Below are 23,667 nucleotides of genomic sequence, written 5' to 3'. Positions count from 1 at the left end.
CTGACGAAGCGAATCTCCTCCAGGAGGAAGCCTAGATCCCGGCAGGGCCGGGGTACTCGGGCGGACCTGAGTACCTCCGCTCTGTTCGCCGCCGGCGCGGGACGGGAGCCTGGGCCCATGCGTACAGGACTCCCGAACCCCGCTCTCCGGATGCTGCCGGCCCTCGCGCCGGTCCTCGTGCCGGTCCTGGCCGCCCCGTCGGCGTGGGCCGTCTGGCTGGGCTGGGACCAGCGGCCCGACGTGCGGCCGGACGGCTCGACGACCGGCCCGTACGAGGCCTGGCAGGTGATCGGGCTGGTCCTGACCCTGCTGGTACCGGTGTGCTGGGCCGCGTACCGGCGCCACAGCGCGAGCGCGGTCCTCGGCACCACGGCGGGTCTGACCGCCGCGGCCTTCTACGACTGGTCGGACGACTCCAGCGGCCTCTTCGCGATCGGCGTGACCCTGGTCATGATCGGCACCCTGGCCGCGACGGCCGTGGTCTCCGGCATGGTCGCGCTGGTGACGCGGGATGTCGGCCGCTGAGGGGAACGGTGAGAGGAGGCGGGAGTGGCGGTCAGGGCTTTCAGGGGACGGCAGGCCCTCAGGGGGGCGCGCTGTCACCGGCCGGGTGCCCCTCCGTCAGTGTCCCGTCAAGGCGGCTCCGATCGCCGTAAGCGTCCCGTCAGGGTTCGCAGGGAGCCGCCCGGCACCCGCCGACGCCGGGCATACCGTCGGCGACGAGCCCCGGTCCGCCTCCCCGCGTCCGGGGCGCCCCAAGACCCTGTTCCCCCCCTTCCCCCGCCCCCGCTTCCCCAGCCCCCTGTTTTCCCCGCCTGTCCCGCCCTCCGGAGGCACCCATGGCAGAGATGCTGTACGGCGACGACCCCGAGCCCTCCGATCCGTTCCCGGCCGGACCCCTGTACGTGCCGGTCCGGCCGGGCCCCTCCGGGTGCGCGGCCCGTCTCTTCCGCACCGCGCTCGGCGACCGCACCGCCGTCGGCTTCACCTCCGCGCGCCGGCTGGCCGCCACCCTCGGCCCCGGCCAGGCGTGGATCCGGCTCGCCGAGCCCGCGCTGCGCGCGCTGACCGCACCGCTCGGCGTCACCACCGTCACGGTGGACCCGCAGTTCACCGCCCCGGCGCCCACGCCGGTCACCCAGGTCGCCGAAGCCGCCTCGACCACGCCCACGCCCGCGATCCCCGCGCTGCGGACCGCCTGAGAGGGGCAGCGACGATGACCACGCTCCACGAACCCACCACCCCCGCTGCCGGCCCCGCCCCTGCTGCGGCCCCCGCCACCGTCCCCACCCCCACCCCTGACCTGACGGTATGGCCCGCGACCACCACCGAACCCCGCCCCGGCGACCTCCGCGTCGGCGGTGTGCCGCTCGCCGAGGTCGCCGACCGTTTCGGCACCCCCGCCTACGTCCTGGACGAGGCCGAGGTCCGCCACCGCTGCCGTACCTACCGCGACGCCTTCCCGGACGCCGACGTCCTGTACGCGGCCAAGGCGTTCCTGTGCCGTGCCATGGCGCGCTGGGTGGACGAGGAGGGCCTCGGCCTGGACGTCTGCTCCGCCGGGGAACTCGAACTCGCCGTCACCACCGGTTTCCCGCCCGAGCGGATCGTGCTGCACGGCAACGCCAAGTCGCCCCGCGACCTGGACACCGCCCTGCGCCTGGGCGTCGGCCGGATCGTCATCGACAGCCCCGCCGAGATCGCCCGGCTGGCCGCCGCCGTCGGCCCGGACGGCCACCAGAAGGTGATGGTCCGGGTCGTACCCGGTGTCAGCGCGGGCGGCCACGAGAAGATCCGCACCGGCACCGACGACCAGAAGTTCGGCCTGCCCATCGCCGACGGCTACGCCCAGCACGCCATCGCCCGCATCCTCGACCAGCCCCAGCTCCACCTCACGGGCCTGCACTGCCACCTGGGTTCGCAGATCACCAGCGTCAAGCCGTACCTCGTCGCGGTACGCCGCCTGGTCGGCCTGATGAGCCGCCTGTACGAGCAGCACGGCCTGGTCCTGCCCGAACTCGACCTGGGCGGCGGCCACGGCATCGCCTACCGTCCCGGCGAGGAGGCCCTGGACCTGACGGCGCTGGCCCGCAGGGTCCGCGCGGAACTCACGGAGGCGTGCGCGGCGGCCGGGTTACCCGTCCCCCGCCTGATCATCGAGCCGGGGCGGGCCGTCGTGGGCCCCGCGGGCATCGCCCTCTACCGGGTCCTGGCCGTGAAGCACACACCGGAGAAGGTGTTCGTCGCGGTCGACGGCGGCATGAGCGACAACCCGCGCCCGGCCCTGTACGGCGTCCGGTACGCACCCCGGCTGATCGGCCGGCGGCCCGGCACCGCGGAGCCGGCCCGGATGACCGTGGTGGGCCGGCACTGCGAGGCGGGCGACGTCCTCGCCGCCGACGTGGAACTCCCCGCCGACATCCGCCCCGGCGACCTGCTCGCCGTGCCGGTGGCCGGGGCGTACCACCTCTCCATGGCCTCCGCCTACAACCTCGTCGGCCGCCCCCCGCTGATCGCCGTACGCGACGGCCTCGCCCGCCTCCTGGTCCGCCGCGAGTCCCTGGCGGACCTCCGCAGCCGCGATGTGGGCCTCTGACCCGCGCTCGGGCGACGGCGGTCAAGTCCCGCCCCCAGACACTGCAGTGGCTTTCTGGTCGAGCAAGCCCAGCCGTAGCGTGTAGGGAACCCGGGGCAGCTCACCTACATGCTCTGGTGACACGCGACGCAGAGTGCCTCAATTCCGCGCGGCCTCGGAGCAGTTGGAACAGCTGCCGCCGCCGGTGACCTGCACGCGGGCGGCTCGGCGCGGAGGCCTCCACCGGGGGGGCTCGTCCGGCGGGCACCGTCCCCTGCACGACCCCTGGCCTCTCCCTCCGTACCGGATAGCGATCAGCCGAGCCGGGTGGCAGTCTGAGAGATGGATCCATGTTTCCGGGGAGCCCCCTCACACCGATCGACACGACCGTTCGTGCTCGCGGGAGGTGGAACTTCCATGAGAAACCGGGCCTCACGTACCGGCGTCGCAGTGGGCCTGGTGGTGGCCGGAGCCCTGTCGACGACTCTCGTACCCGTCATGGCGTCACCGGCCTGGGCTGCGGAGTGCGCGTACTCCGACAGCGCTCCGAGCTACAGCCACATGTCCGATGGCGCACGCCTCAACCACCAGATCAGGCGAGCGGTCGTGTGTCTCATCAACGCCGAGCGCACGAAACGCGGTCTGGCTGCCCTGAAGTACAGCCCGGAGCTGACGACAGCGGCTCTGGAGCACACGTCCGCGGCCGTGGAGCAGAAGTGGTGGGGGCCGGGCAAGGACCCGCACACCAACCCGCAGACCGGTTCGACACCGCAGAGCCGTATCCAGGGAGCCGGCTACTGCCCGAACCCAAGGTCCTGGCGGGTCGCCGAGATCGTCTACACCGGTTGGGGCGAAGACGAGGGTACGGCGGAAGCCGCCGTCGACTGGTGGATGCACTCACCGCCCCACCGGGCGAACATCCTCAACCCCGACCTGCGCGACATCGGGCGCTGGGTCAAGGCCGGTGCGGCGGACCCGGCCGGAACGGACGAGAGCGGAGCCGGAACCTACGTCGTCACCTTCGGCAGCTGCCAGCAGTGACGCGCGGTCGACGCCCTTGATCGCCAGATACTTTGTGATGCAAGCAGCTCACGTCGCGCGACGGGGAACCTCGATGAGGTGGAAAGACCTTTGGTTGCCCAGCCCTAAGGTCGTTGGGCAATAGGCGCACGCTGCGGGCGTGACCTGACTCCGCTTGGTACGGCGATCACGATCCATGCTGCTGCTCACCGAGAGCGGCTCGCAGCCAGTCCAGCGATCCCGTTTCCAGTACGGCATCCGCGACGGCTTGGCCGCTCTTCGTAGTGATCCGGCCACGGCTGTTGTCGATCCACCGCTGGGCGTTGGCGTAGCCCTGGTCTCGGTACTCGATGCCCTGGATCATGCATTCCAGCTTGTCGGCGTCGCGGGCGCAGCGAGCCTCCGCGGACTCCTTCGCCTCGTACTCGCCGACCAGGGCGCGGATGGCATCGGCCAGGCCCTCGGGCATGCCGGCTACCTGGTCGGCGGTGATGGCCCGCGGGTCCGCCTCTCCCTGGGCGTACTTCTTGCCCAGGTGGTTCACGTCGCCGGTGCGGGTCTCTTGGGAGTCATGCCACACAGCGAGGAATGCGGCGCGGGCGGGGTCGGCCCCTTCCAGCTGGGCGATGATCGAGGCGATAAGGGCTGTGCGCCAGGAGTGGTCTGCGACGGACTCGGGGTCCTTGATGCCGGCCATCCACCACCCGGACCGCTTGGTGTTCTTGAGTGTCCCGGCCTCGAACAAGAAGCGCGCCACAGCAGTCAGCTCCTGGTCCTCAGACACCGTCGGGCTCCTCTCACGCCTCGGCGAGGCGGATCGCGTACCGGATGTTTTCCAACTCCCGCCGACCGCTCGCCGAGAGTTCCCCGCTATCCAACATGATCGGGAGCTGGTCGCGTAGAGCCCGCGCGGCTGCTCCGGATCGCAGCAGGTTGGGACGTACCTGGAGCAGCGACCACACGCTGTGGATGTTGAGGTCCACGTAGCCGTGCTCGGGGGCGATTCCCTCCACCAAGTGGACGAGTAGCCTGCCCCCGTGCCAGGGACCCAGAGAGCCGTCCGCAATGAAGTCGTCCGACAGCTGCGGCACGGTGGTCTCGCCGATCCAGTACGCCCAGTACGCCAGGTTCGCAGCCTCACCAGCGTCGTCGTCCTGCAAGGCGTTCTCGATGAAGTAGCTCATGCGGTCCCGGTCGCCCTGCCGGGCAGCGACGGCGGCTACGGAGCGGTTGTTGAGCCAGGCGGTGAGCCAGTCGTCCGAGCGCTCCGTGCACTGCTGCTGGGCAAGCCACTCGCTGGTCTCGGTGTCCTTTTCGTAACCGGACAGATAGAGGGCCTGGCGACGCAGCAGGAACTGCCCGGGACCACGCGCCTGCTCTGCGGTACGGCGCATGTTGGCGAAGAAGGTGCGCCGCTCCGCGGCCGTCAGCTCGGGGCCGGACGGTGCCGGGCCGCGGCGCTGACGGGGCGGCGCCTCCGACCGCCTGTGCACGGCCGAGGGCCTGACGTCTCTCGGGTTCGTCAATCAGAGGGACGCCTAGCGCGACCTTCTGCTCATCGCTCGGCTCGATCCCGCGAAGCGCTGGCGGGACCACACCTTATGCCGCCGAGCCAGGAGTGCACCCGCAAGCCAGCAGTCGTCGCCGTCTTTCGGCACGGACCGGCCGGACCCAGCCCGCACCTGACCGCCCAGGACGCCCAGAGGCAGCGCAACGCCCCCTCCCAGCGGAGAAGCCGCAGGCAGGGGGCTTACTCGTGGGCGCCTACTTCTTCTTGCCCTGGGTCTTGCCGGGGATCTTGGTGAGCTGGGTATTCCCTGCTCAGGAGCGGTGGGCTCGTGCGCCTGGTGGTCGTCGTTGGTCGTCATTGGCTGCTGTTGAGCGCCCTCGGACGGCCCAGGGACGGCCCAGCTTCAGCGCGCTCGGTTGACGGCCAGCACCCTCGATGCGCTCAGTCTGAACCTCAGCCGACGACAGCCAGCCACGACGATGGGTCAGCCGCCCGTGCAGGCACGCGTGTGCCTCGCTGTGCCCCCGCCGGCCTTAGCCACGCTGTCGACCGTCGAACAGCACAAGCCGCTACTACGGAAGCGGATACGTGACACCTTGCGTGATGACCTCTTCGTCCCGAAGCAACTTGGATCGTAGCTCCGCCTTGGGCTGGTGTGTGTCTCACCTGCGCTGATGGTCCGCAGGCGTCCGTACTTGTCCGCCAGTGTTCGTCGGCGTTGTCACTCAGTTAGACACTCACTCTCTATAACAGCTGACCGCGATTCACTGTTCTACTTACGATGCTTGGGGAGTTGCCGGAGGCCCTGGTTGCGGTCCGTTGGGTCGACGAGGCTCAGGAAGAGCATTGAGCCAGAAATGGGCTTCGGCAATGAACTCTCCCAAAGACTCGCCTATGGCGCGGCTGGTGTCGTCGAGGCGTTGTTCGGTTTGAGTGAGGTCGCCACCACGCAGTCTGGCCTGGCACCAGTCCATCAGCGCACTCACGTGTTCCTCATGGGCCGTCGAGAGCTGGGATGTCAGTGCCGCCGCATCTATCGGGCCTTCGAGGTCGATGATGGCCTGGGCTTGGTAGACCTCGTGAGATTTGCCTTCAAGTGCCTCCGCGAGGCTTGCGATCACCGACTGATCCACTACCTCACTCTCAACCGCTTTGGTGAGATTGATTGATATTTGTCGGGATTCCGCGAGGATCTGAATCATGCGAGCGTAGGCTTCTCGTCTACCTTGTCGCCTCCATTGCCTGTGTTGCTCCCTGAGCTGCATGCGCATCTGGTGGCGGGCCTGGCGCCCGGTCAGTAGTGCTGCTCCTCCAGTAGCCAACGCGCCAACCGCTGCACCTAACCTCGATCTTGCGTGAGGGTCCGTCAGCTTGCTGACGGACCCTTTCGGCTCATTCGGGGCGGTCATTTCTGCAGGTGGGCAGGCTGGTGGCCCGGCTGTCGCGTCGGGTGGGCGCCGGGTTCCACTGCTCCGGACGGGTGGAGCTGCTCGTAGGGACGGGAAGTTGCTGGTCAGCCAGGGTTGGGTAGTGCTGCGAGCCGTTGTAGAGCGTCGGTGATCAGGCTGGCCCAGGGCCAGTGCTTTGCGATGCGGAGGATGCGGCGTCGTCCGGTGGTGACGAGCTGCGCGGCGGCGGAGAAGAGGCGAAGTCGCAGGCGGCGGGGCTCCCACAGGCGGGCTTGGCCGGTGAGGGCGAGCAGGGGCATCCAGGCCAGCAGGTCGAGGGCGATCTGGATGATCTCCAGCCAGACCTGGTTCTGTGCGGCGTCGTGCAGGGGGAGGTTGCGCAGGCCGGTGGAGCGGGCGGCGCGGATGCGGTCCTCGGCGCGGGCCCGCTCGCGGTGCCGCAGCTCCAGCTCGGCGATCGGGGTGTGCTGGGTGTTGGTGGCGAAGCAGGTCAGGCGCATGCCGTCGGCGTCGGTGAAGCGCAACTGGGCGCCGGGGTGCGGCCGTTCCCTCCGTACGATCAGCCGCATCCCCTTGGGCCAGCCCTTGAGGCAGTCGCCGTCGAGTTCGGCCACCCAGGCGCCGTCGCGGATCTCGCCGTCGGGCTCGAGGGCCGGTGTCCAGGCCGATGCCGGGACCTTCAGGACGGCCTGGTGGATGGCGTCGGTGATGGTCATGCCGACCGAGTACGACAGCCACCGTCCGCGCCGGGTGAGCCAGGCGACGAACTCGTGGGTGCCGCCGCCGGAGTCGGTGCGGATCAGCGTCCGACGCCCCCGCCGCAGCCGCTTCGGCAGCTGGGCCAGGGCCAGCTTGGTGGCTTCGATGTGGTCGGCGGCGGTGTTGGAGCCCGCGTTGCCGGGCCGCAGCAAGCCCACGACCGGCTCGCCGGAGCCGTCACGGCCGTGGTCGACGAACCCCATCAGCGGGTGGTGCCCGAACGTCTTCTTCCAGGTCGCGGTGGCGTCCTGCTTCTCGGAGTGCGCCAGGACCAGGACCCCGTCGATGTCCACGATCACCTGCCCGCTCGCGTCCGGTGCCGCGTCGCCGGCCAACCGCCATACACATTCACGCACTTCGGCGCGGGCCGTGCGGAGCGCGGCCAGGACCCGCTGCCCACCCGACGCCAGCTTGCTGATCAGCCGGGAGACCGTGGGGTCGGAGGCTACCGGCCCGAACACGGCCGGCTCGGCCCGCAGCAGGGCCACATCGGCGAGGCAGTCCCCGCCCAGCGCGACGGCGAGCGCGACATCCAGCAGGATCTTGCCCGGATCGTGCACTGCCCGGTGTTTGCGCCATGGCTCGAGTGCCGCTGATATCGCCGCATCCAGACCGCTCTTGCGGACCGTCTCGACCAGGAGCACCGCCCCGGCCTGCGAAACCACTCCGCGACCGCCGTCCTCGACGCGGACACGCGGGTAGGACCCGATACGCTTCTTCACCTGGAAAGTGCCTCCGGCGGTGGCGGGAACAAGGACCTCAGCAATCCTCATTCTCGCTGGTCAGAGGCACTTTCTGCTTTTTTGATCACTAGCCGGACAGCCCGCTCCGTGAAAGCACGAGGTTAGTGGACGAGCTGATCGATGGACGGGGACCGCAGCTCTTCATCGAAGGCCGTGTAGATCCAAGGTTGGTGACAGCAACAACGACTGGGGCATGGCTTTGGTGCGCACAACGAGGACGGCCTAGGTCGTGCCTCATACGTTATGCCGACCAGGTGCCCGGCTGCCCGCGGCTGACGTGACCCACCTGCTTCGACGGGGCCTGGGGGTTCCCCATAGGGGGCAGGTGCCCCAGCTCGGAATCGGTTAGTGGAGAGTGGAGACTAGGATGACTGAATTGATCCCTGCCGATATCACGCAATCGGCACCGGGGGCGGGGAAACGTGCGATTGGCGTGCTGCCATTGGTCGGCATCTTCTTCTTCACGGTATCCGGAGGCCCCTTCGGGCTCGAAGCTTCCATTTCCAGTGCCGGGCCGGGCATGACGCTGCTGATGATCACCCTGGTGCCAATTGTTTTCGGTGTGCCGAACGCATTGGTGGCAGCGGAACTTAGCGCCGCAATACCGGTCAACGGCGGCTACTACTACTGGACAAAAATCGCGCTCGGAAGGTTTCCGGCATTTGTGTTCGGGGTCTGGAATTCGATCGGATCGGTGTTGAATCTCTCCCTCTACCCGATCCTGCTCGTCGACTACCTGGCCACCTGGATACCTGACATCGCGCGCGGGAAGGGGCTGGTAGTCCTGTCCGTGTTCAATGGCGGCTTCGTCGTGGACCTGCACTGGATCGTCACCGTTGCCCTCATCATTCCGATGGTCTACCTCAATTATCGCGGCTCCAAGGCTGTGAGTGACTATTCAGTCGGGATGATGGTTCTTATTCTCGCGCCTTTCGCCGCATTGACAGCCATCGGGGTCTATCATGCAATCAGCAACGGAATTGATATTCTTTCACCCTTCATGATTCCCGGTCAAAGCGTCCACTCGTCGGTGGCCGGCGCGCTCAGCGTGATCGTGTGGCTATACCTCGGTTTCGACGGTCCGAGTACCGTGCTGGGCGAGGTCTCCGAGGCGCACCGAACCTACACTCGAGCCCTGATGATTTCGGTTCCGCTGATCATCGCCGCCTATCTCTTGCCCACCATCGCCGCCATCGGCAGTGGTCTGCATCGGGGTAGGCCCGCCGCCTGGGTTCAGGGTGATTTCATCGTTGTCGGCGAAATCCTGGGCGGCAGCTGGCTCAAGGTATTGATCTCCCTGGGCTCGGCGCTTTCCCTGGTCGGCTTGTTCATGGCGATCCTACTGACGAGCACACGAATCCCGCGTGCGCTTGCCGCAGACGCATACCTGCCTCACTGGATGGCGCGAGACAGTAGACGATTCAACACGCCGGTAGGCGCTCTCCTGGCGAGCAGCACTATCGTCATTGTGCTGTCGGCTGTGGATTTTAGCTCGATTTTGCGGGCTACGGTGCTGCTCACCCTGTCGTCGATCCTGCTTGAATTCGTGGCCTTCCTGGTCCTGCGCTGGCGGTATCCTCAGATGCGCCGACCGGTTCGAGTCCCCGGTGGCTGGCCTGGCGCTGTCCTGGTAGTCGCACTGCCCACGGCGATGATCGTGTATTTGGCGTGGAGTACAGCAGTCGATCAGACCGCTACGTTCTTCACGAGTCTTGCGGTGGCACTCCTAGGCGTGGCGCTATACCCGCTGTGTTGCCGATTCGTCAAGGGCCGTCGGCCGGACGCAGAAATGGACTATTCCAATGTCGAGCTCGGGCCGGACAGGTGCGCAAGATCTGGTTCGCAGGAGGCGGAAGTTTGATGGACATGCGACGGGTGATCTCCGAGCTGGCGAAGCAGCTACGCACTTGGTGGCCTGTACCGGGGCTCGCGATCAGCATTGTCACCGCAACCGGCGAATCCGCACTCATCACCGAGGGGTTTGCTGACGCGGAATCCGGGGCACCAGTTTCCGATCACACGCGCTTCGAGATCGGGTCGATCAGCAAGACCTTCACCGCGTTCTTGCTCGGGCAGTTGGCGGATGAGGGGAAGGTGAATTTCGAGGCGCCGGTTGCTGATTATCTAACGTGGTTCACCCCGAACGACGGGTCCCGGGCAATCACGGTCCGACACCTTATGCAGCACACCTCGGGTCTGGTAGCCGGGGCCGACGCGCTGCCCGACGCCGCCGCACGCGGTTATGCGCTGCGCGATGCGACGACCTATGCCGAACCAGGCGAGATGTTCCACTACTCCAACGAGGGCTACAACCTGCTGGGACTGATCATCGAGCACGTCACAGGAAAATCGCTCGCGAACGCCATGGCCGAGCGGCTGCTATATCCAATGGGAATGCGCAACTCAGCAGCACACATCATTCACGAAGACAGTGCTGAGCTCGCCATCGGATACCAGTTCCTACACGACGACCGACCGGCGCTACCGTCGGCCCCGCTCACGCCAGCCACCTTTTTCGAGTATTCAGCGGCTGATGCGAACGTGGCTGCAACCGCACCCGACCTGGGTATATTCGCCCGAATGATCCTGGGGCGTGGCACCGTGGCCGGCACTAGGATCCTCAGTCCGGAGCGGTTCGAGCAGATCATCACGGACCGCGCCGATGTGGGCGGTTCGGGGGAGCATCCGCGTGGTTATGGACTCGGCGTGGGCGTGGAAATCATCGACGGCCATACCTGGCTGATGCACGCTGGAGGAATGGTCGGCTACCGTTCGTTTCTCGCCGTCGATATCGACGGTGGACACGGTGTCGCAGTGCTGACCAATGCGCCCGGCGAGTGCCGGATAATCGACCGTTTCGGCCGGCATGTGCTTTCCGTCGTACAAGGAGCCTCGCCGGACCCGACACTGTTTGACCGGGAGAGAATCCCAGATGCTCATCGATACGTAGGAATCTATGGAACGGGATCGCGCCAGATCCGCGTCGACTCCACTGCGGGCAACGGTCTCTCTCTCACCTCGGACGGGATAACAGGCAAGCTGTATGACGCAGGCGACGGGCGGCTGGCCTGCGATCACCCGCGCTGGTCCGCCTACCACCATTCGGTGAGCACCGTCGCCGGGAAGCCGCATTGGCTCTGCGGACCCGACTCACTCGGCCTTGACGCCGCGCCGGCCACAACCCCGCATCCGCTCGCCGGTCACTACCGGAGCTACACGCCTTGGTATCCCAGCTTCAGGATCGTGCAGCGGGCGGGGCGACTGCACATGATCGCCGCGACTGGCGTCGAAGCGCCATGCGATGAACCGGAACTCATCGCACTCGGTGACGGAACGTTCCGCGTCGGAGCCGATCCGCGACTGCCGGAGCGGTTGACAGCCGGCCCCGCTCTCAACGGCTCAGTGCTGTGGGTCGACCTGGATGGATGCCGCTACACGCGCTCATTCCGGCCATAGCCGGAGCGATTAGGCAACTCCCATCCGCAGCTCGCGCACCCGGAGCTGGAGGTGCGCGAGCAGCATAGCGTCGGCATCATTGAAATCCAGTCCGGAGACCTCGCGGATCCGGCGCAGCCGATAGCGCATCGTGTTGGGGTGGATGTGCAGGGCGGCCGCCGCGATGTCCGTGGCTCCCGCGGCGGCGAGATAAGCGGCCAGGGTTACCGTCAGCAGACCGTCCTGGCCGTCCTCCTGGCGCAGCCGGTGCAGAGCGCCGCTGGTGTCCGGCAGGCCGAGCGACTCAGTAACGTCGGCGAGATGCAGCAACAACACCGGCAGCGCCATCTCCTCCACGGTGCGCACAGCCGGCCCATGGAAGGTCGGGTGCCGTAGCGCCCGCAGCGCGGCGTCTGCCTGCGCCCGCACTTCGGCGATCCGGCTCAGCGAGTCGGCCGGGCCGCCAACGGCGACCACGTAGTCACTGGCCAGGGGTGTCCGCCCGAGAAAATCACGTGCAAGGTTGACGGTCGACTCAAGTGCTGCGGTGTGTTCCGGAGGCCAGGCAACCAGTACGTACACCGCGCCGGTGCCCGCCACCGAGGCAGAACGAGGGTGCACGGCCGCTAGAAAGTACTCCAACGTGTCAGCGAACCGATGTAGCTCGTCAACGGTCACTGCAGCGGTCGCTGCGTCGGCATCCGTGGTCCCGACCAACCGAGGGGCCGCAGCCAGTACACAGACCGGGCCAGAGCCCAATTGCAGCCGGCTCGCCTCTACTCGATCGGCCGACCCTCCGAGTACCGCCGCAGCCAACTCGCCGCGCTGCTGACGGGCATAGCTGGTCTCGGTTCGCAAGCCGACCATCTGCAGCGCGACCATCGGCGCGAATTCGCGCAGCCGAGCGGTGGCCGCCTCGTCGAGCGGCCCGGTAACCGCGGCCCAGATGTAGCCAAGGACATCCGAGCCTGCCCGGACTGCGATCGCTACCCTCGACAGCTGGTCCGGTTCGGTCGCTTCCATATACACCGGCTCACTGCTGGCATGCAGGCGCTCGAATTCATGGCGCTCGCGCTGTTCGGCGAGCGTCATGGGTTGCACCGCCCGCCCCAGGATGGTCTCGATCCGCTCGGCATCGGTCTTGTCTTGGCCCTCCGACCAGGCGACCAGCGCGGAAAAGCGGTCTTCGATGGTGACCGGGGCGCCGAGAGCCTCGTAGATCGCGTTCGCCAGGGTAAACAGCTCCGAGCCGCTGCTGACGGAGCGCACGCGCATCCTCGCGTATTCGAGCAACTGCTCACGAACGGTCGTCGCGACGTGCATCCAGGACGCGTTCTGGTTGACCTCGATGATCGTCAGCTCTTCGTCCGTCGACGGCGGCACCGGGGCCTTCACAGCCACCACTCTCGCGTCGGAACGTTTCATCGCCGCAGTCAGTTCGCGCAGCTCGGCTTCAGTGGTCACGCCGACACCCAGCACCACACACCCAGGTCCAAGCTGCGTCGGCGCACCCGGAGCATAGATGGCAATCTCGGTCAGCGGTCCGTCGCAGCCGGCCCCCTCCTGGATCAAGCGCAACAGCGCCGGGCCGATGTTGTCCACCAGTTGACGGACGGGCAGGTGCCGCCGCGCGCCAGACTCCTGCATTGTGTGCTCCCGGCTCAGGGGTTGTTGTAGACGTCAAGCCTGGGCGCTCCATATTGATGATGTCAACGATGCTTCGACATATCGGGAGCCCGAACATAGAGAGTCACTTCAGAGAGCGGGACCAATCAGTGTCACGAGGAGCGCGGATGGCGGCGACGCAGGCAGGCCGGAAGCTGGTGGGGCTGTTCCCCCCCGGGACCACCCAGGACGAGACGGGCGGACTGGTACTCGGTGGCGTCCCAGTGGCCGAACTCGCCGAGACCTACGGCACTCCCGCGCTGGTCGTCGACGAGGCATCGATCCGCGCACGCGCCCGCCGGTACGCCGACGGCCTGGCCGCCCGCTGGCCGAACTCCCGCGTCACCTTCGCCTCCAAGGCCTTCCCCTGCACCGCCGTCAACCGGCTGCTCGCGGAGGAGGGCCTCGGCATCGACGTCGCCGGCGGCGGCGAGCTGGCCCTCGCCCTCGCCGCGGGCGCCGACCCGGCCGGTCTCGTCGTACACGGCAACGCCAAGACCGAGGAGGAACTGCGCCTCGCCGTCGACGCCGGCGCCGGGACGATCGTCGTCGACAACTTCGATGACATCGACAAGCTGGAGAAGATCCTCACCGACACCGTGAGTGATCAGGGAGTGCTGGTCCGGGTCACCCCCGACATCCGCCCCGACACCCACGAGGCCGTATCCACCGGCCAGAACGGCTCCAAGTTCGGCCTGCTCCTCCCACAGGCCCGCGAGGCGATCGCGCGGCTGCGCGGCAGCGACCGGCTGCGGCTGGACGGCGTCCACGTCCACGTCGGCTCGCAGATCCTGGACCTCGAGCCCTTCGCGCAGGCCGTCGAGGCCGTCGCGGAACTCGGCGAGTTCGCCGTCTACGACCTGGGCGGCGGCCTTGGCTCCCGCTACACCTACGCCGACCGCCCGCCCACGGTGGAGGCATACCTCGACGCCATGATCGATGTCGCCAAGCGCCTGCTGCCCGCCGACGCCCGCATCCTGATCGAGCCGGGCCGCTCGATGGTCGCCGAGTCCGGTGTCTCGCTTTACCGCGTCGTCTCCGTCAAGCGCGGAGGAGGCCACACCTTCGTCGCCGTCGACGGCGGCATGGGCGATAACCTCGAGGTCTCCCTCTACCAGCAGCGCTTCGAGGCCGCCATCGCCACCCGCCCGACCGGTGAGGGCGAGCTGTGCCGCCTGGTGGGCCGACACTGTGAGTCCGGCGACACCCTCAGCGCCGGCGTCCCGCTGGAGGACCCGCGCGTCGGCGACCTGATCGCCGTGCCGGTCACCGGCGCCTACACCTACGCGCTGAGCAACAACTACAACGGCGCGCGCCGCCCTCCGGTGGTTTTCGTCCACGACGGTGCGCACCGCGCCGTGGTGCGCCGCGAGACCTACGCCGACCTGATGCGTCGCAACCTGCCGTAACGGCGCCCTTACTTAGCTTGAACTAGTGGTGTCGTAGGGGCTGACAGGTGGCTGTTGACTGCCGTATCACCGGGGCATGCGGTATCCACAAGGGGGCGGGTTGATCCCCAAGCGGCCGAGCGGTTCGCCCGGGGTGAGGCGAGTTCGGTCATCGCCAGGGATCTGCGGGTCGGTGAGGTCTTTCAGCGTTGACGCTTCAGGGTGAGGACGGCGGCGGAGATGGACGACAGGCGGTTGGGGCTGCAACGGGCCCGGCGGAAGATCCGCCAGGACTTCAGCCTCGCGACGCTTCGTTCGACTGGCGCTCGCGCTGCTGACAGGGCTCGGCCTGATCGTCCGTTGGGTCGGGTTGAGGTCCTGGTGCGGGAGCCGTCTGATCGGTGTGGTCACCCAGTAGCCGGCGCCGATGTAGGCGCGGTCGGCGAGGACGGGAACGCCTTGGCGTTCGCAGATCCGGATGATGCGGTGGGCGCGGGCCGCGGTGAGATCGTGGGTGCGGCCGGGCAGTGCGGGCGAGATCCACAGCAGCTTGCCTCCGGCGGCGGCACCCACGCCCGATCAGTGGCCACCCAGAGCGCAAAGCCGAATCCGCGCCGCCCGCGCCACCGGTCGCCGGACCCGCCCCGGCCGTGATCAAGGCCGGTCTTGCGGACCGTCTCCATCAGCAGCACGGACCCGGCCTGGGAGACCACCCCCCTGCCGCCGCCGTCGACACGGACATGCGGGTACGACCCGATATGCTTCTTCACCTGGGAAGTGCTCCTTGCCTCGCAGCCAACAGGACCCTCAGCAAGTCCTATCGTTGCAGGTCAGGAGCACTTCCCGCGTTTTTGATCAAGCCTCGGACAGCCCACTTCGTGAAAGCGCGAGGCTAAAGCCGCGGAGCCGACCGCCCCAGCCACGACGTACCCCTTCTCTGGCATCAGGCGGCTGACTGCTGTGCGCGCGGCCCGGGCGTCGGCCGGGCTGGAGCGGGGCGGAGACAGGAGCGCAGGCCGCGCGGTGAGCGGAGCGAGCCGCCTTGAACCAGTAGAGGAAGTTGTAACTCATTCTCTCAGGCGGGGCTTGAAGCCGTGCGCGCACGCCGGCAGTCCGGCAGCCTGGTGGTGCGCGAGTGGTAGGAAGAGCACCGGTCGGATGGTCTACGTGATGCGGGTCTTGGCATGGGTCACGGAGACCGTGCATGGCTCGGCGCGCAACAAGGCTCGACGGGTCTCGATGCGGCCCTCGTACAGCCACTCCCACGCCTCGTCGGAGGCGTCCGCGTCCAGGGCCGGGGAGATCGAGCGGAGAGCGATCGCCACCCAGCGGTCCGCCTGCGGTGCCGAGTAGGCGTCGAACGATGCCAGCAGTGCTGGCGGCCACTGCTCCGTCAGGTCCTCGGTCCAGCATTCGCACCAGTAGCCGTACCGCCCCGCGTCCATCGGCGTTGGTGGTCGTTGCGTGTCGTCAGGAAGCGTCGGGATGCTGTTCTGCGTGGTCCGGGTCACCGGGCAGCCGCCCCTCCGGCCCGGCAGTTCGGGCACTCGCAGGACGGGAAGGCGCTGGTGAACGGTGGTGGTCCTGCAAGGGGTGGGACGATCACCGTGCCGCATTCCTGGGTCACGGCGCCGTAGCGGTTCACTCGGTACACCCTGATGGTCATCTTGGCGGTCGGGGGATCATCTTGGGGCGGGCATGTAGCGTTCGCCATGTCGACGCTCCTTCGCAGCGTTGGCCGGCCCCGGGGTCGTTCGCGCGGCCGCCGGGGCGCATCCCGCCTCGTCGTCATCGCCTGACCGTGACGGGCGGTGAGAAAAGGGTGGCAAGCTGCTGGAGGAGGAACGCTCACAGTTTTGTGAGCGTTGTGAGCGGGCTAGAGGCCGATCCAGGCCGCCATGTGGTTGAGCGTCTCCGGTGTGCGGCGGGACTGGTGCACCAGACCGGTGATCGTTTCCCGGGCGGCCGGGTGGTAGCGGGTCTGTTCGGGGGCCAGGCGGCGAGCTTCCACGAGGGACTTCAACGCGGCGTCGGTGTGCCCGGTCTCCATCTCGGCACGGGCCCGTTCGATCAGGAAGTGGGCGCGGCGGGAAGCGGGGAGCCGGGAAGGCAGTCTGATCTTCCGGGCCTGCTTCAGGGCATCGTCGTACTGGCACATCTCCACGGCGGCGGACATCTTGTGCAGGGCGACGTTGGCGGGACCGAAGCTGAGCCAGTGCACATCGGAGGCGTCGCCGATGCGCTGTGCGATCTGGCGAGCTTCGGCGATGTGCTGTCCGACGGACGACAACTGCTCGGCGCGGGCGGCGATGACAGCACCGCCGAGGTGCAACTGTCCGGCGACGGCGAGCGCTTCTCGTGAAGGATCGTTCTCTGCGAGCACGTCGTGGCCGGCGGCGATGAGGCGTTGGCCGATCCGATACTCGCCCTCGCGGAAGTAGACCAGGGCCCGCATGTACTGCCGTACGGCTGCCAGACACGGGTCGGACGCACGGTGTGCCGCCCAGTCCATGCGGTCAAGGGCGACTGTGGACAGGTCGTAGTAGCCGAGCTTGACGCTGATGTCGTGCGCCGTGCGGTAGGCGGAGGACAGCGCCTGCCACAGTTCCGTAGACGGGGTCGACCATGCCGTGTGGGTCAGTTCGGCGATGAGACCCGGAAGGTCACGGGCCGCGCTGCGCAGGCGGGTGGCCCGCACCTCGGCGCAGAGGCGGTCGGCCTCGGCGATGAGCTGTTGCGCCGGCCGGAGGGTCAGATCAGGGCTGGGGCCCAGGTCATACAGGTCCAGGGATTCGCGGATCGGCCGGACCAGTTCAGCCAGGCGATCACGCTGCAGTTCGGTCACGTACGGCTGCCCGGTCAGGACCGTCACGTCGATGCTGAGCGCCCTGGCACAGGCGGCGACGAAGGCGGCGGTGGCCGGGCGGGCCCCGCACTCGACCTGGTTCAGGTAGCTGTAGGAGTAGGGAAGCCGCTCAGCCAGCTGCCGTTGGGTGAGCCTGGCCAGTCTGCGTTGTTCCTTGATGCGTGCGCCCGTGTGGTCGTCGTCCCGAGTCGGCATGCCGGTCTCCGTTCTGAGCACCCATGGGAACGGTACTGAGGGAGCCCGGCGGGTACAGGGTTTTTCCTCCTCATCACCCGTGATGCCAGTGGTTGTGTGTGATCCGATAGGCGCATGACGACAACGCGTCCTGTCCTCTACCTCTTCGGATCCGCCGCTCCACCGGTGTTCGACATGGCGACGGTCGTCGCGGACGCGCAGGATCGCGGCTTCGAAGTCTGTCTCGGTCTGACCTCGACGGCGGCTCGCTGGCTGGAACCGCAGAAGGCCGCGTTGGAGCGGCTGACCGGGCACCCCGTGCGCAGTGCGTACAAGATGCCGGGGGAGCCGGACGTGTGGCCGAAGGCGGATGTGATCGCGGTGGCTCCCGCGACCTTCAACACGGTCAACGCGTGGGCCCTCGGGATCACGCGTGAGTTCGTGGTCGGGGTCGTCGCCGAAGGCATCGGCAAGGGCATCCCCCTGGTGGCGATGCCCTGCGTGAACGCCGCCTATGCGCAGCACCGGCAGTTCGAGCGGAGCGTCGCGGACCTGCGGGGGATGGGGGTACGGGTTCTGTACGGCGATGGGGGGTTCGTCCCGAATCAGCCGGGTCGGGGCAAGCCGGAGGAGTACCCGTGGCACCTGCTCCTCGGGGCGGTCGAGGAGATCGTCGTAGCCCCGGGCAAGGGAGGGGCGCCGTAGTCCAGGGTGAGAGGAGAGTGTCGTAGCCCAGGGGGGAGAGAAAAAGCCCCCTGCCCACGGCGAAACCGCAGGCAAGGGGCTTGATCAAACAGGGTTACTTCTTCTTGCCCTGGGTCTTGCCGGGGATCTTGGTGAGCTGGGTTTTTGCTGGTGAGGGCCTGTGGGCTCGTGCACCTGGTGGTCGTCGTTGGTCGTCCTTGGCCACTGTCGAGCGGCCTCGGACGGCCCAGGGACGGCCCAGCTCTGTCGCACTCGACTGACGGCCGGCACCCTCGTGCGCCCCGCCTGGACCTCGGCCGACGACAGTCAGCCACGACGGCGGGCGCGTCGACCGACCACGCACGCGTGGGCCTCGCTGCACCCCCACCTACCTTAGCCACGCTGCCAGTTCCTTTATCCAGAGCAAGCCACGAAGGCCTTCAGCCTGGCAGCAATGGATCGACATCCGCTCACATCGCGAGACGTTCCTCACAGAAGAGTGACCGGTATACGCGCGGAGATTGGCACTCCGTGACACAGAGGAGCGCTTATCGATCTTCTGTTTCTAGGAACGCAGGATTCCACACAAAGTCGAGACACTCAGTGCCATTTCCTTCCAAAGTGCAGTCTCTGGCTGTGCCGTAACCTGACTGACGGCTATTCAGCTTCGAGTAAGCGGAACTTCAATCCCAGGAACGGACATGACCTCCTACGGCTACCGCCTTTTCACCTTCCAGGTATTCCGAGGCTCCAAGCGAACCCCTCTGGACCTCGCCGACTGCAAGGGGGAGCCGTACCAAGAGATAGCCGAGTCCCTTCTGAAGATCCTTTCTGTTGGTACGGCAGTAGGTGACCCCACAGATGACGGCCAAGCCGAGGTGGAGGCAGAGGGGACGTTCGGCAAGCCGGCGCTGCGCGTCGAGGAGGTGCGGACCGTTGAAAACACAATCCGAGCCACAGTCTGGGCGGGCAAATTTGGCAGCCACGAGAAGGCGATTGGAGACGCTGCGGGGAGCGACACCGACATCAAGGACAAAGCTGCAAGCAATCTCTTTCGTGTGATCTTCACCTTTCCCGAGGAAGGTGATATCGGAATACTTGCTGTCGAGTCGATCGGACGATCTTGTCCTGTAGCACCACTCATCAGATGGATGACTAAGAAATCCCGCGACGAGGCCACTCAGGGAAACAACGAAGGCGTCTGGTGGCGAATCTCCGCATCCCCCCTAGCTGATGAAGACCGTCTTGCCGAGATGATTCGCGAAGGACAGGCCCAGACCCTCGTACTGGTGCGGCATGCCATTACTGCAAGCAGAACCCGCACCGTGAAGGACGTGGAAATAACTGCATCCCTTGCCGTCTCGGGTCGATTGGAAAAGACCGTACAGGTTGTGCAGGGCTGGTATCGGCGTAATAAGCAGGCAGAAGGGATTGAAGAGGCCGGCGTTACCAACGAGCAAGGCGCTAGGCAGTTGGCGGCAATCGTCGGTCCCCAGATTGCGGACATGGACCTGGACGATGGCTGGGTACAGATCGAGGACCCTGACGGCCAGGTCAAGCGTGTGAAGCCCACGCAGATGACCGACGTTTTCACGTACCGCCTGTCTGAGGACCACCCGCCTGTCACACCCAGGTTCTATGCTGCGGTGAGAGAGACGGCATTGGGGATCCAGCCTGCGGCGAAAGTGGGCATTGACTGGCCCGTCTCCTAACCGAGGGGGAGGCGTGAGTTGTTTAGTCGGTTCAACTTCATCCCAGTCCTGCGCGGCCACTGGAAGGGTTTGACAGACGGCAGGTACGTGCCTCCCCGACCAGATATTCTGGCACGCTTGGCGCTCCTCATCCCGATAACAGTCTTCCTCCTCATGTGGCTGAGGAAAGGGCATCTTGCTACACCTGGAGCACTGCTGACTGGCGTCGCTCTACTGGCAGGTGGAATGTTGAGTGCATTTACCCACCTGTCTACACTTAGACTTAAAGTCAAAGAGTGGGTAGGTGCTTCCGAAGTCAGTCGCTATGAAGTAGAAAAAGGAATGCTCGACGAAACGGCTGCGCATCTCCTTACGGGTTCTCTCTTGTGCGCGTTTGACGTAGCCTCACTGGTTATCGGAATGAATGTAAGCGTAACCAGAGAAGGTCACCTTTACGGATTCTGGGCGGCCCTTTCTGCGGCGATTAGCTCCTACGTCCTCGTGATCTTCATTTTTCTCGTCCCGCGCCTCTACTCGGCGTACGTTGAGATCAATGACGTGAGCCCCAATCTCAATGGGTTCGTAACCCAAAAGAGGAAAAGGGGGTAATCGCTCAGAGGGCTAAGGGCACTGCGCGATCATTGGAGCTGCTTTGGTGCGAGTGATCGAGCTATCGAGGCTCGCTTCAAAGTGGCTCCGTAAAGCCGTGAGGGCGACCGGCCCCGCACGACGTACCCCTTGTCTGGCGTCAGGCGGTGGATTGCTGCATGCGCGGTACGGGCGCTGGCCGGGCTGGAGCGGGGCGGAGACAGGAGCGCAGGCCCGGCCGGGGGCCGGGCCGCGCGCGGGGAGCGGAGCGAGCCGCCTTGAACCCGTAGAGAAAGTTGTAACTCAGTCGGGCTTCCGGGGCTTGAAGTCATGAGCGCAGTTCGGGAGTTCGGCGCCCTGGCGGTGGTAGAGCGGCAGGAAGATCACGGGTCGGATCGTCCATGTGATGCGAATGTCCTCGTGGGTCACCGACACCGTGCGGGGCTCGCCACGCAGGAGCGCACGCCTGGTCTCGATGCGGCCCTCGTACAGCCACTCCCATGCAGCGTCCGACGCGTCTGCGTCGAGGGCCGATGAGATCATTCGGAGAATGACCGCTACCCACCGGTCAGCCTGAGGGGCTGCGTAGGCGTCGAAGGATGCCAGCAGCGCCGGCTCTTGTTGCTCAGTGACGTCTTGCGCCCAGCATTCGCACCAGTAGCCGCGTCGGGGCCCTTTCATCAACATGGGTGGCCTCCTGCCGTGGTCCTGGGACTGGTGTCGTCGCTGTGAGATGTCTGCGGCACGTCATGGGCGTCCCGCTCGGCGTTCAGAAACACGGCGCCGACTCCTGGAGGTTCATCCGGACACCGAGTTCCGCGGTGACCGTTCGGCCGGACTCGTCCCCCTGGACTGTGACGCTGTCGGCGAGAGAGGTGACCAGGGCGAGCCCGCGGCCGTGCGTCGCGTTGAGCGGTGGGTCCTGGACCTCGGGCGTGGTCTTCGTGTGGCCGCAGTCGGTCACCGCGATCGTGAGCACCCGATCGGAGATGGTGAGGCTGACGCGGAAGGCGCCGGCGCCCTCGCCGCTGGCGGTGTGTGTGACGGCATTGGTGCCGAGTTCGGTGACGATCAGCTCGGCGTCCTCGGAGCGCGGGTGGCCGTTCAAGGTGGCTCGGGTCCAGCGGCGCGCGCTGCTGAGTTCTTGGGGATGCCCAGGGAAGGTGCGTCCGTGGGTGGGCATGGCGTCCTCCATGGCGGTGACCTGCTGTCTTCCGTGCCATCGGGGGCGACCGGCTGACACGGACCATGCAGAGCCGTACAATTAGTACTAGCACCGTACCGAATGTGCGCGTACTAAGAGTGCGGGTTCGTACTTTTCGTGCGAGCGGTCGGCGCATAGCGTTCGCCGGGTGGTCTGGTGCTGGCCTGGAAGCCGATGGAGAGAGGACCTCGCATGTTCGGACTGATGGTGCGCTTCACCTGCAAGGACGAGACGTCGGCGGCGGCGTTCGATGACCTTGTGGCACGGACTGGCGAGCTGATCCGGGCGAACGAGCCCGGGACGGTGATCTACACGGTGCACCGCGTTGACGGACGTCCCTTGGAGCGCGTGTTCTACGAGCTGTACCGGGACAAGGGCGCCTTCGAGGAGCACGAGTCGAAGGAGTACGTGCGGGCCTTCCTCTCCGAGCGGGACCAGTACCTTTCCGCCACAGAGGTCGACCGTCTGGACTTCGTGTCCGGCAAGGGTGTGGACGTTGAGCACTGAGTATCAAAAGGCGCTAGGTCGCAAGATCGCCTTCCATCGCAAGCGGCGCGGGCTGTCGCAGAAGGAGTTCGCCGGTCTCCTCGGGCGATCGGAAGCGTGGGTGTCCCAGGTGGAGAGGGGCGTACGACGCATCGACCGGATGACCGTGCTGGAGAAGGTCGCCGAAGTACTGGAGGTGCCGATCGCCGAGCTGGCGGCCGAGGCCCCCATCGTTGCGTCCGTGGCCGAAGGCGAGCCACCGGGTGCGAGTCGGCTGCGACTGGTGCTGAGTTCAGCGCACTCGCTCAAGGCGATCCTCGGTCGGCAGGACGCATCCCCGGATGTGCCGGCACTCCGCGCCGAGGTCGACCGTGCCTGGTCGCTGACGCATCAAGGCAACTACGCCGACTTGGCCGAGCTGCTCGAAGGGCTCGTTCCTCGGCTGGAGTCGGCTACCCGCTCGGTGTCAGAGGCCGAGCGTCCCGAACTCTTCCGGTTGCTCGCGGTCATGTATCACACGTGCAGCGGGGCGCTCGCGAACCTGGGGGAGCCTGAGGCGGCCTGGATCGCCGTTGACCGTGCTGTTGTCGCCGCCGAGCGAGCCGGTGATCCGCTGCTGATGGCGGCCGGCGAGTTCCGGCTCTCCATCGTCTTCCTCGGTGCGCGTCACTTCGAGCAGGCGGCTCAAGCGTCGGGCAGTGCGGCCGACGCCTTGCAACGCCTCGCGGAGTCCGGGCAGATCGAGGCGGTGGCGCTGCGGGGTGCCCTGACGTTGCAACGGGCGGTCGCCGCCGCTCGGCTGAACCTGGCTGATGAGGCGTACGGCTTCCTTCGCGATGCTCGTGCCATGGCCGAGCAGGTCGGTGATGGGCGCAACGACTACAACACCGAATTCGGGCCCACGAACGTCGGCTTGCACGAGGTGTCGGTCGCGGTCGACCTCGGAGACGCCGGTGTCGCCCTTCGGGCCGCGCAGGCAGTTGACGCGTCGGGGCTGTCCGCAGAGCGGCAGACACGGTTCCAGATCGATGTGGCCAGGGCGTACGCCCAGCGGCGTCAGGTTGCTGACGCCATATCAGCGCTGCTGAAGGCGCGGGAACAGTCGCCCGAGATGGTGCGGTCCTTGCCGATGGTCAAGCAGCTCGTGGCGGACCTTCTGACCATGAGCCAGCCCCCGTCCGAGGAGCTGCGCGCCCTGGCAGGAGAGTTGGGCGTACACGAAGTACGGACTGGTACCTGAAGTACTAGACAGTACTTGGAGTACGGGTTACTGTGGTTGGCGTCGGCACGCTCCTTCGCGTCCAGCGGAGTTGGCGTGCGGGCATGCGAACGGGCCGGAGCAGGAAGGCAGACCTGCACCGGCGCGTGAGTGAAAGGGCCACAGAAAGCAGATGTGGCCTGAGCGGGAGGCAGCCCACTCAGGCCGGGTGCGTCTTTGGCATCAACGCTCTTGGAGCGTATCGCGCCCAG

At 66.8% G+C, this 23,667-nt stretch carries 20 protein-coding genes and 3 pseudogenes; 12 read left to right on the top strand and 11 right to left on the bottom strand.

The features are described 5' to 3' along the window. The first annotated feature begins 117 nt into the window (after positions 1–117). From IEZ20_RS06215 to IEZ20_RS06200, 4 genes are all read left to right on the top strand, one after another. Complete coding sequence (locus IEZ20_RS06215) at positions 118–525, top strand: hypothetical protein (protein ID WP_189295170.1); 408 nt, start codon at positions 118–120, stop codon at positions 523–525. A gap of 314 nt (positions 526–839) precedes the next feature. After that, positions 840–1,202, top strand: a complete 363-nt coding sequence (locus tag IEZ20_RS06210; protein ID WP_189295168.1) for an SAV_915 family protein — start codon at positions 840–842, stop codon at positions 1,200–1,202. Positions 1,203–1,216: 14 nt separating this feature from the next. Next, positions 1,217–2,596 (top strand): diaminopimelate decarboxylase, encoded by a 1,380-nt coding sequence (gene lysA / locus IEZ20_RS06205; protein WP_189295165.1) that lies wholly within the window; start codon positions 1,217–1,219, stop codon positions 2,594–2,596. A gap of 396 nt (positions 2,597–2,992) precedes the next feature. After that, positions 2,993–3,616, top strand: coding sequence for a CAP domain-containing protein (locus IEZ20_RS06200; protein ID WP_229895898.1), 624 nt, complete (start codon positions 2,993–2,995; stop codon positions 3,614–3,616). Between the two features lie 166 nt (positions 3,617–3,782). On the opposite strand, the gene IEZ20_RS06195 is transcribed toward IEZ20_RS06200, so the two are convergent. The 4 genes from IEZ20_RS06195 to IEZ20_RS06180 all read right to left on the bottom strand — a co-directional run bounded on the left by IEZ20_RS06195 (position 3,783) and on the right by IEZ20_RS06180 (position 7,995). Continuing rightward, complete coding sequence (locus IEZ20_RS06195) at positions 3,783–4,379, bottom strand: HD domain-containing protein (RefSeq protein WP_189295163.1); 597 nt, start codon at positions 4,377–4,379, stop codon at positions 3,783–3,785. 13 nt (positions 4,380–4,392) lie between these two features. Further along, positions 4,393–5,088 carry a transcriptional regulator gene (locus IEZ20_RS06190; protein WP_229895897.1) on the bottom strand — a complete coding sequence of 232 codons (696 nt, stop codon included), beginning with the start codon at positions 5,086–5,088 and terminating at the stop codon, positions 4,393–4,395. Between the two features lie 793 nt (positions 5,089–5,881). After that, the gene (locus IEZ20_RS06185; protein ID WP_189295161.1) at positions 5,882–6,307 is read right to left on the bottom strand and encodes a hypothetical protein; all 426 of its coding nucleotides are present in this window, start codon (positions 6,305–6,307) and stop codon (positions 5,882–5,884) included. Between the two features lie 311 nt (positions 6,308–6,618). Then, positions 6,619–7,995, bottom strand: a complete 1,377-nt coding sequence (locus IEZ20_RS06180) for an IS1380 family transposase (protein ID WP_030640478.1) — start codon at positions 7,993–7,995, stop codon at positions 6,619–6,621. A gap of 388 nt (positions 7,996–8,383) precedes the next feature. Between IEZ20_RS06180 and IEZ20_RS06175 the strand changes: the two genes are divergently transcribed. Together IEZ20_RS06175 and IEZ20_RS06170 are read left to right on the top strand one after the other, a co-directional pair. Then, positions 8,384–9,877, top strand: coding sequence for an APC family permease (locus tag IEZ20_RS06175; protein ID WP_189295160.1), 1,494 nt, complete (start codon positions 8,384–8,386; stop codon positions 9,875–9,877). Continuing rightward, complete coding sequence (locus IEZ20_RS06170; RefSeq protein WP_189295159.1) at positions 9,877–11,472, top strand: serine hydrolase domain-containing protein; 1,596 nt, start codon at positions 9,877–9,879, stop codon at positions 11,470–11,472. Before IEZ20_RS06175 ends, IEZ20_RS06170 begins: the two co-directional genes overlap by 1 nt. A gap of 9 nt (positions 11,473–11,481) precedes the next feature. On the opposite strand, the gene IEZ20_RS06165 is transcribed toward IEZ20_RS06170, so the two are convergent. Further along, positions 11,482–13,098: a PucR family transcriptional regulator gene (locus IEZ20_RS06165; protein ID WP_189295158.1), complete on the bottom strand. Its 1,617-nt coding sequence runs from the start codon at positions 13,096–13,098 to the stop codon at positions 11,482–11,484. Between the two features lie 146 nt (positions 13,099–13,244). Here IEZ20_RS06165 and lysA (IEZ20_RS06160) point away from each other — a divergent pair, with 146 nt between their 5' ends. After that, entirely contained in the window at positions 13,245–14,525 is a 1,281-nt protein-coding gene (lysA, locus tag IEZ20_RS06160) for a diaminopimelate decarboxylase (RefSeq protein ID WP_189295157.1), read from the top strand. Positions 14,526–14,707: 182 nt separating this feature from the next. Here the strand turns inward: lysA (IEZ20_RS06160) and IEZ20_RS06155 are convergent. From IEZ20_RS06155 to IEZ20_RS06145, 4 genes and pseudogenes are all read right to left on the bottom strand, one after another. After that, positions 14,708–15,062 (bottom strand): annotated as a pseudogene (locus tag IEZ20_RS06155) (transposase family protein); the annotation flags it as partial. 53 nt (positions 15,063–15,115) lie between these two features. Next, positions 15,116–15,274 (bottom strand): annotated as a pseudogene (locus IEZ20_RS40660) (IS1380 family transposase); the annotation flags it as partial. 297 nt (positions 15,275–15,571) lie between these two features. Then, positions 15,572–15,949: pseudogene (locus tag IEZ20_RS06150) on the bottom strand (hypothetical protein). Between the two features lie 431 nt (positions 15,950–16,380). Further along, a complete protein-coding gene (locus IEZ20_RS06145; RefSeq protein ID WP_189295156.1) occupies positions 16,381–17,565 on the bottom strand; it encodes a helix-turn-helix domain-containing protein in 1,185 nt (394 codons plus the stop codon). A gap of 114 nt (positions 17,566–17,679) precedes the next feature. On the opposite strand from IEZ20_RS06145, the gene IEZ20_RS06140 reads away from it, so the two are divergent. The 3 genes from IEZ20_RS06140 (at position 17,680) to IEZ20_RS06130 (ending at position 20,528) form a co-directional block, all read left to right on the top strand. Continuing rightward, positions 17,680–18,249 (top strand): flavoprotein, encoded by a 570-nt coding sequence (locus IEZ20_RS06140; RefSeq protein WP_189295155.1) that lies wholly within the window; start codon positions 17,680–17,682, stop codon positions 18,247–18,249. A gap of 680 nt (positions 18,250–18,929) precedes the next feature. Then, complete coding sequence (locus IEZ20_RS06135; RefSeq protein ID WP_189295154.1) at positions 18,930–19,940, top strand: hypothetical protein; 1,011 nt, start codon at positions 18,930–18,932, stop codon at positions 19,938–19,940. A gap of 117 nt (positions 19,941–20,057) precedes the next feature. Next, positions 20,058–20,528, top strand: a complete 471-nt coding sequence (locus tag IEZ20_RS06130) for a hypothetical protein (RefSeq protein WP_189295152.1) — start codon at positions 20,058–20,060, stop codon at positions 20,526–20,528. A 282-nt stretch (positions 20,529–20,810) separates the two neighbouring features. Here IEZ20_RS06130 and IEZ20_RS06125 read toward each other — a convergent pair whose 3' ends face one another. Continuing rightward, positions 20,811–21,194, bottom strand: a complete 384-nt coding sequence (locus IEZ20_RS06125) for a hypothetical protein (protein WP_189295150.1) — start codon at positions 21,192–21,194, stop codon at positions 20,811–20,813. A gap of 82 nt (positions 21,195–21,276) precedes the next feature. Next, positions 21,277–21,690, bottom strand: coding sequence for an ATP-binding protein (locus tag IEZ20_RS06120; RefSeq protein WP_229895896.1), 414 nt, complete (start codon positions 21,688–21,690; stop codon positions 21,277–21,279). A 213-nt stretch (positions 21,691–21,903) separates the two neighbouring features. On the opposite strand from IEZ20_RS06120, the gene IEZ20_RS06115 reads away from it, so the two are divergent. Next, a complete protein-coding gene (locus IEZ20_RS06115) occupies positions 21,904–22,218 on the top strand; it encodes a putative quinol monooxygenase (RefSeq protein ID WP_189295146.1) in 315 nt (104 codons plus the stop codon). Next, the gene (locus IEZ20_RS06110) at positions 22,199–23,437 is read left to right on the top strand and encodes a helix-turn-helix domain-containing protein (protein ID WP_229895895.1); all 1,239 of its coding nucleotides are present in this window, start codon (positions 22,199–22,201) and stop codon (positions 23,435–23,437) included. Before IEZ20_RS06115 ends, IEZ20_RS06110 begins: the two co-directional genes overlap by 20 nt. Positions 23,438–23,667: the final 230 nt, after the last annotated feature.

The sequence above is a fragment of the Streptomyces cinerochromogenes genome (genome assembly GCF_014648635.1).
GTDB classification, from domain to species: Bacteria; Actinomycetota; Actinomycetes; order Streptomycetales; family Streptomycetaceae; genus Streptomyces; species Streptomyces cinerochromogenes.
Note: the sequence above shows the minus strand (reverse complement) of the source record. Positions and strands in the feature narration are given on the sequence as shown.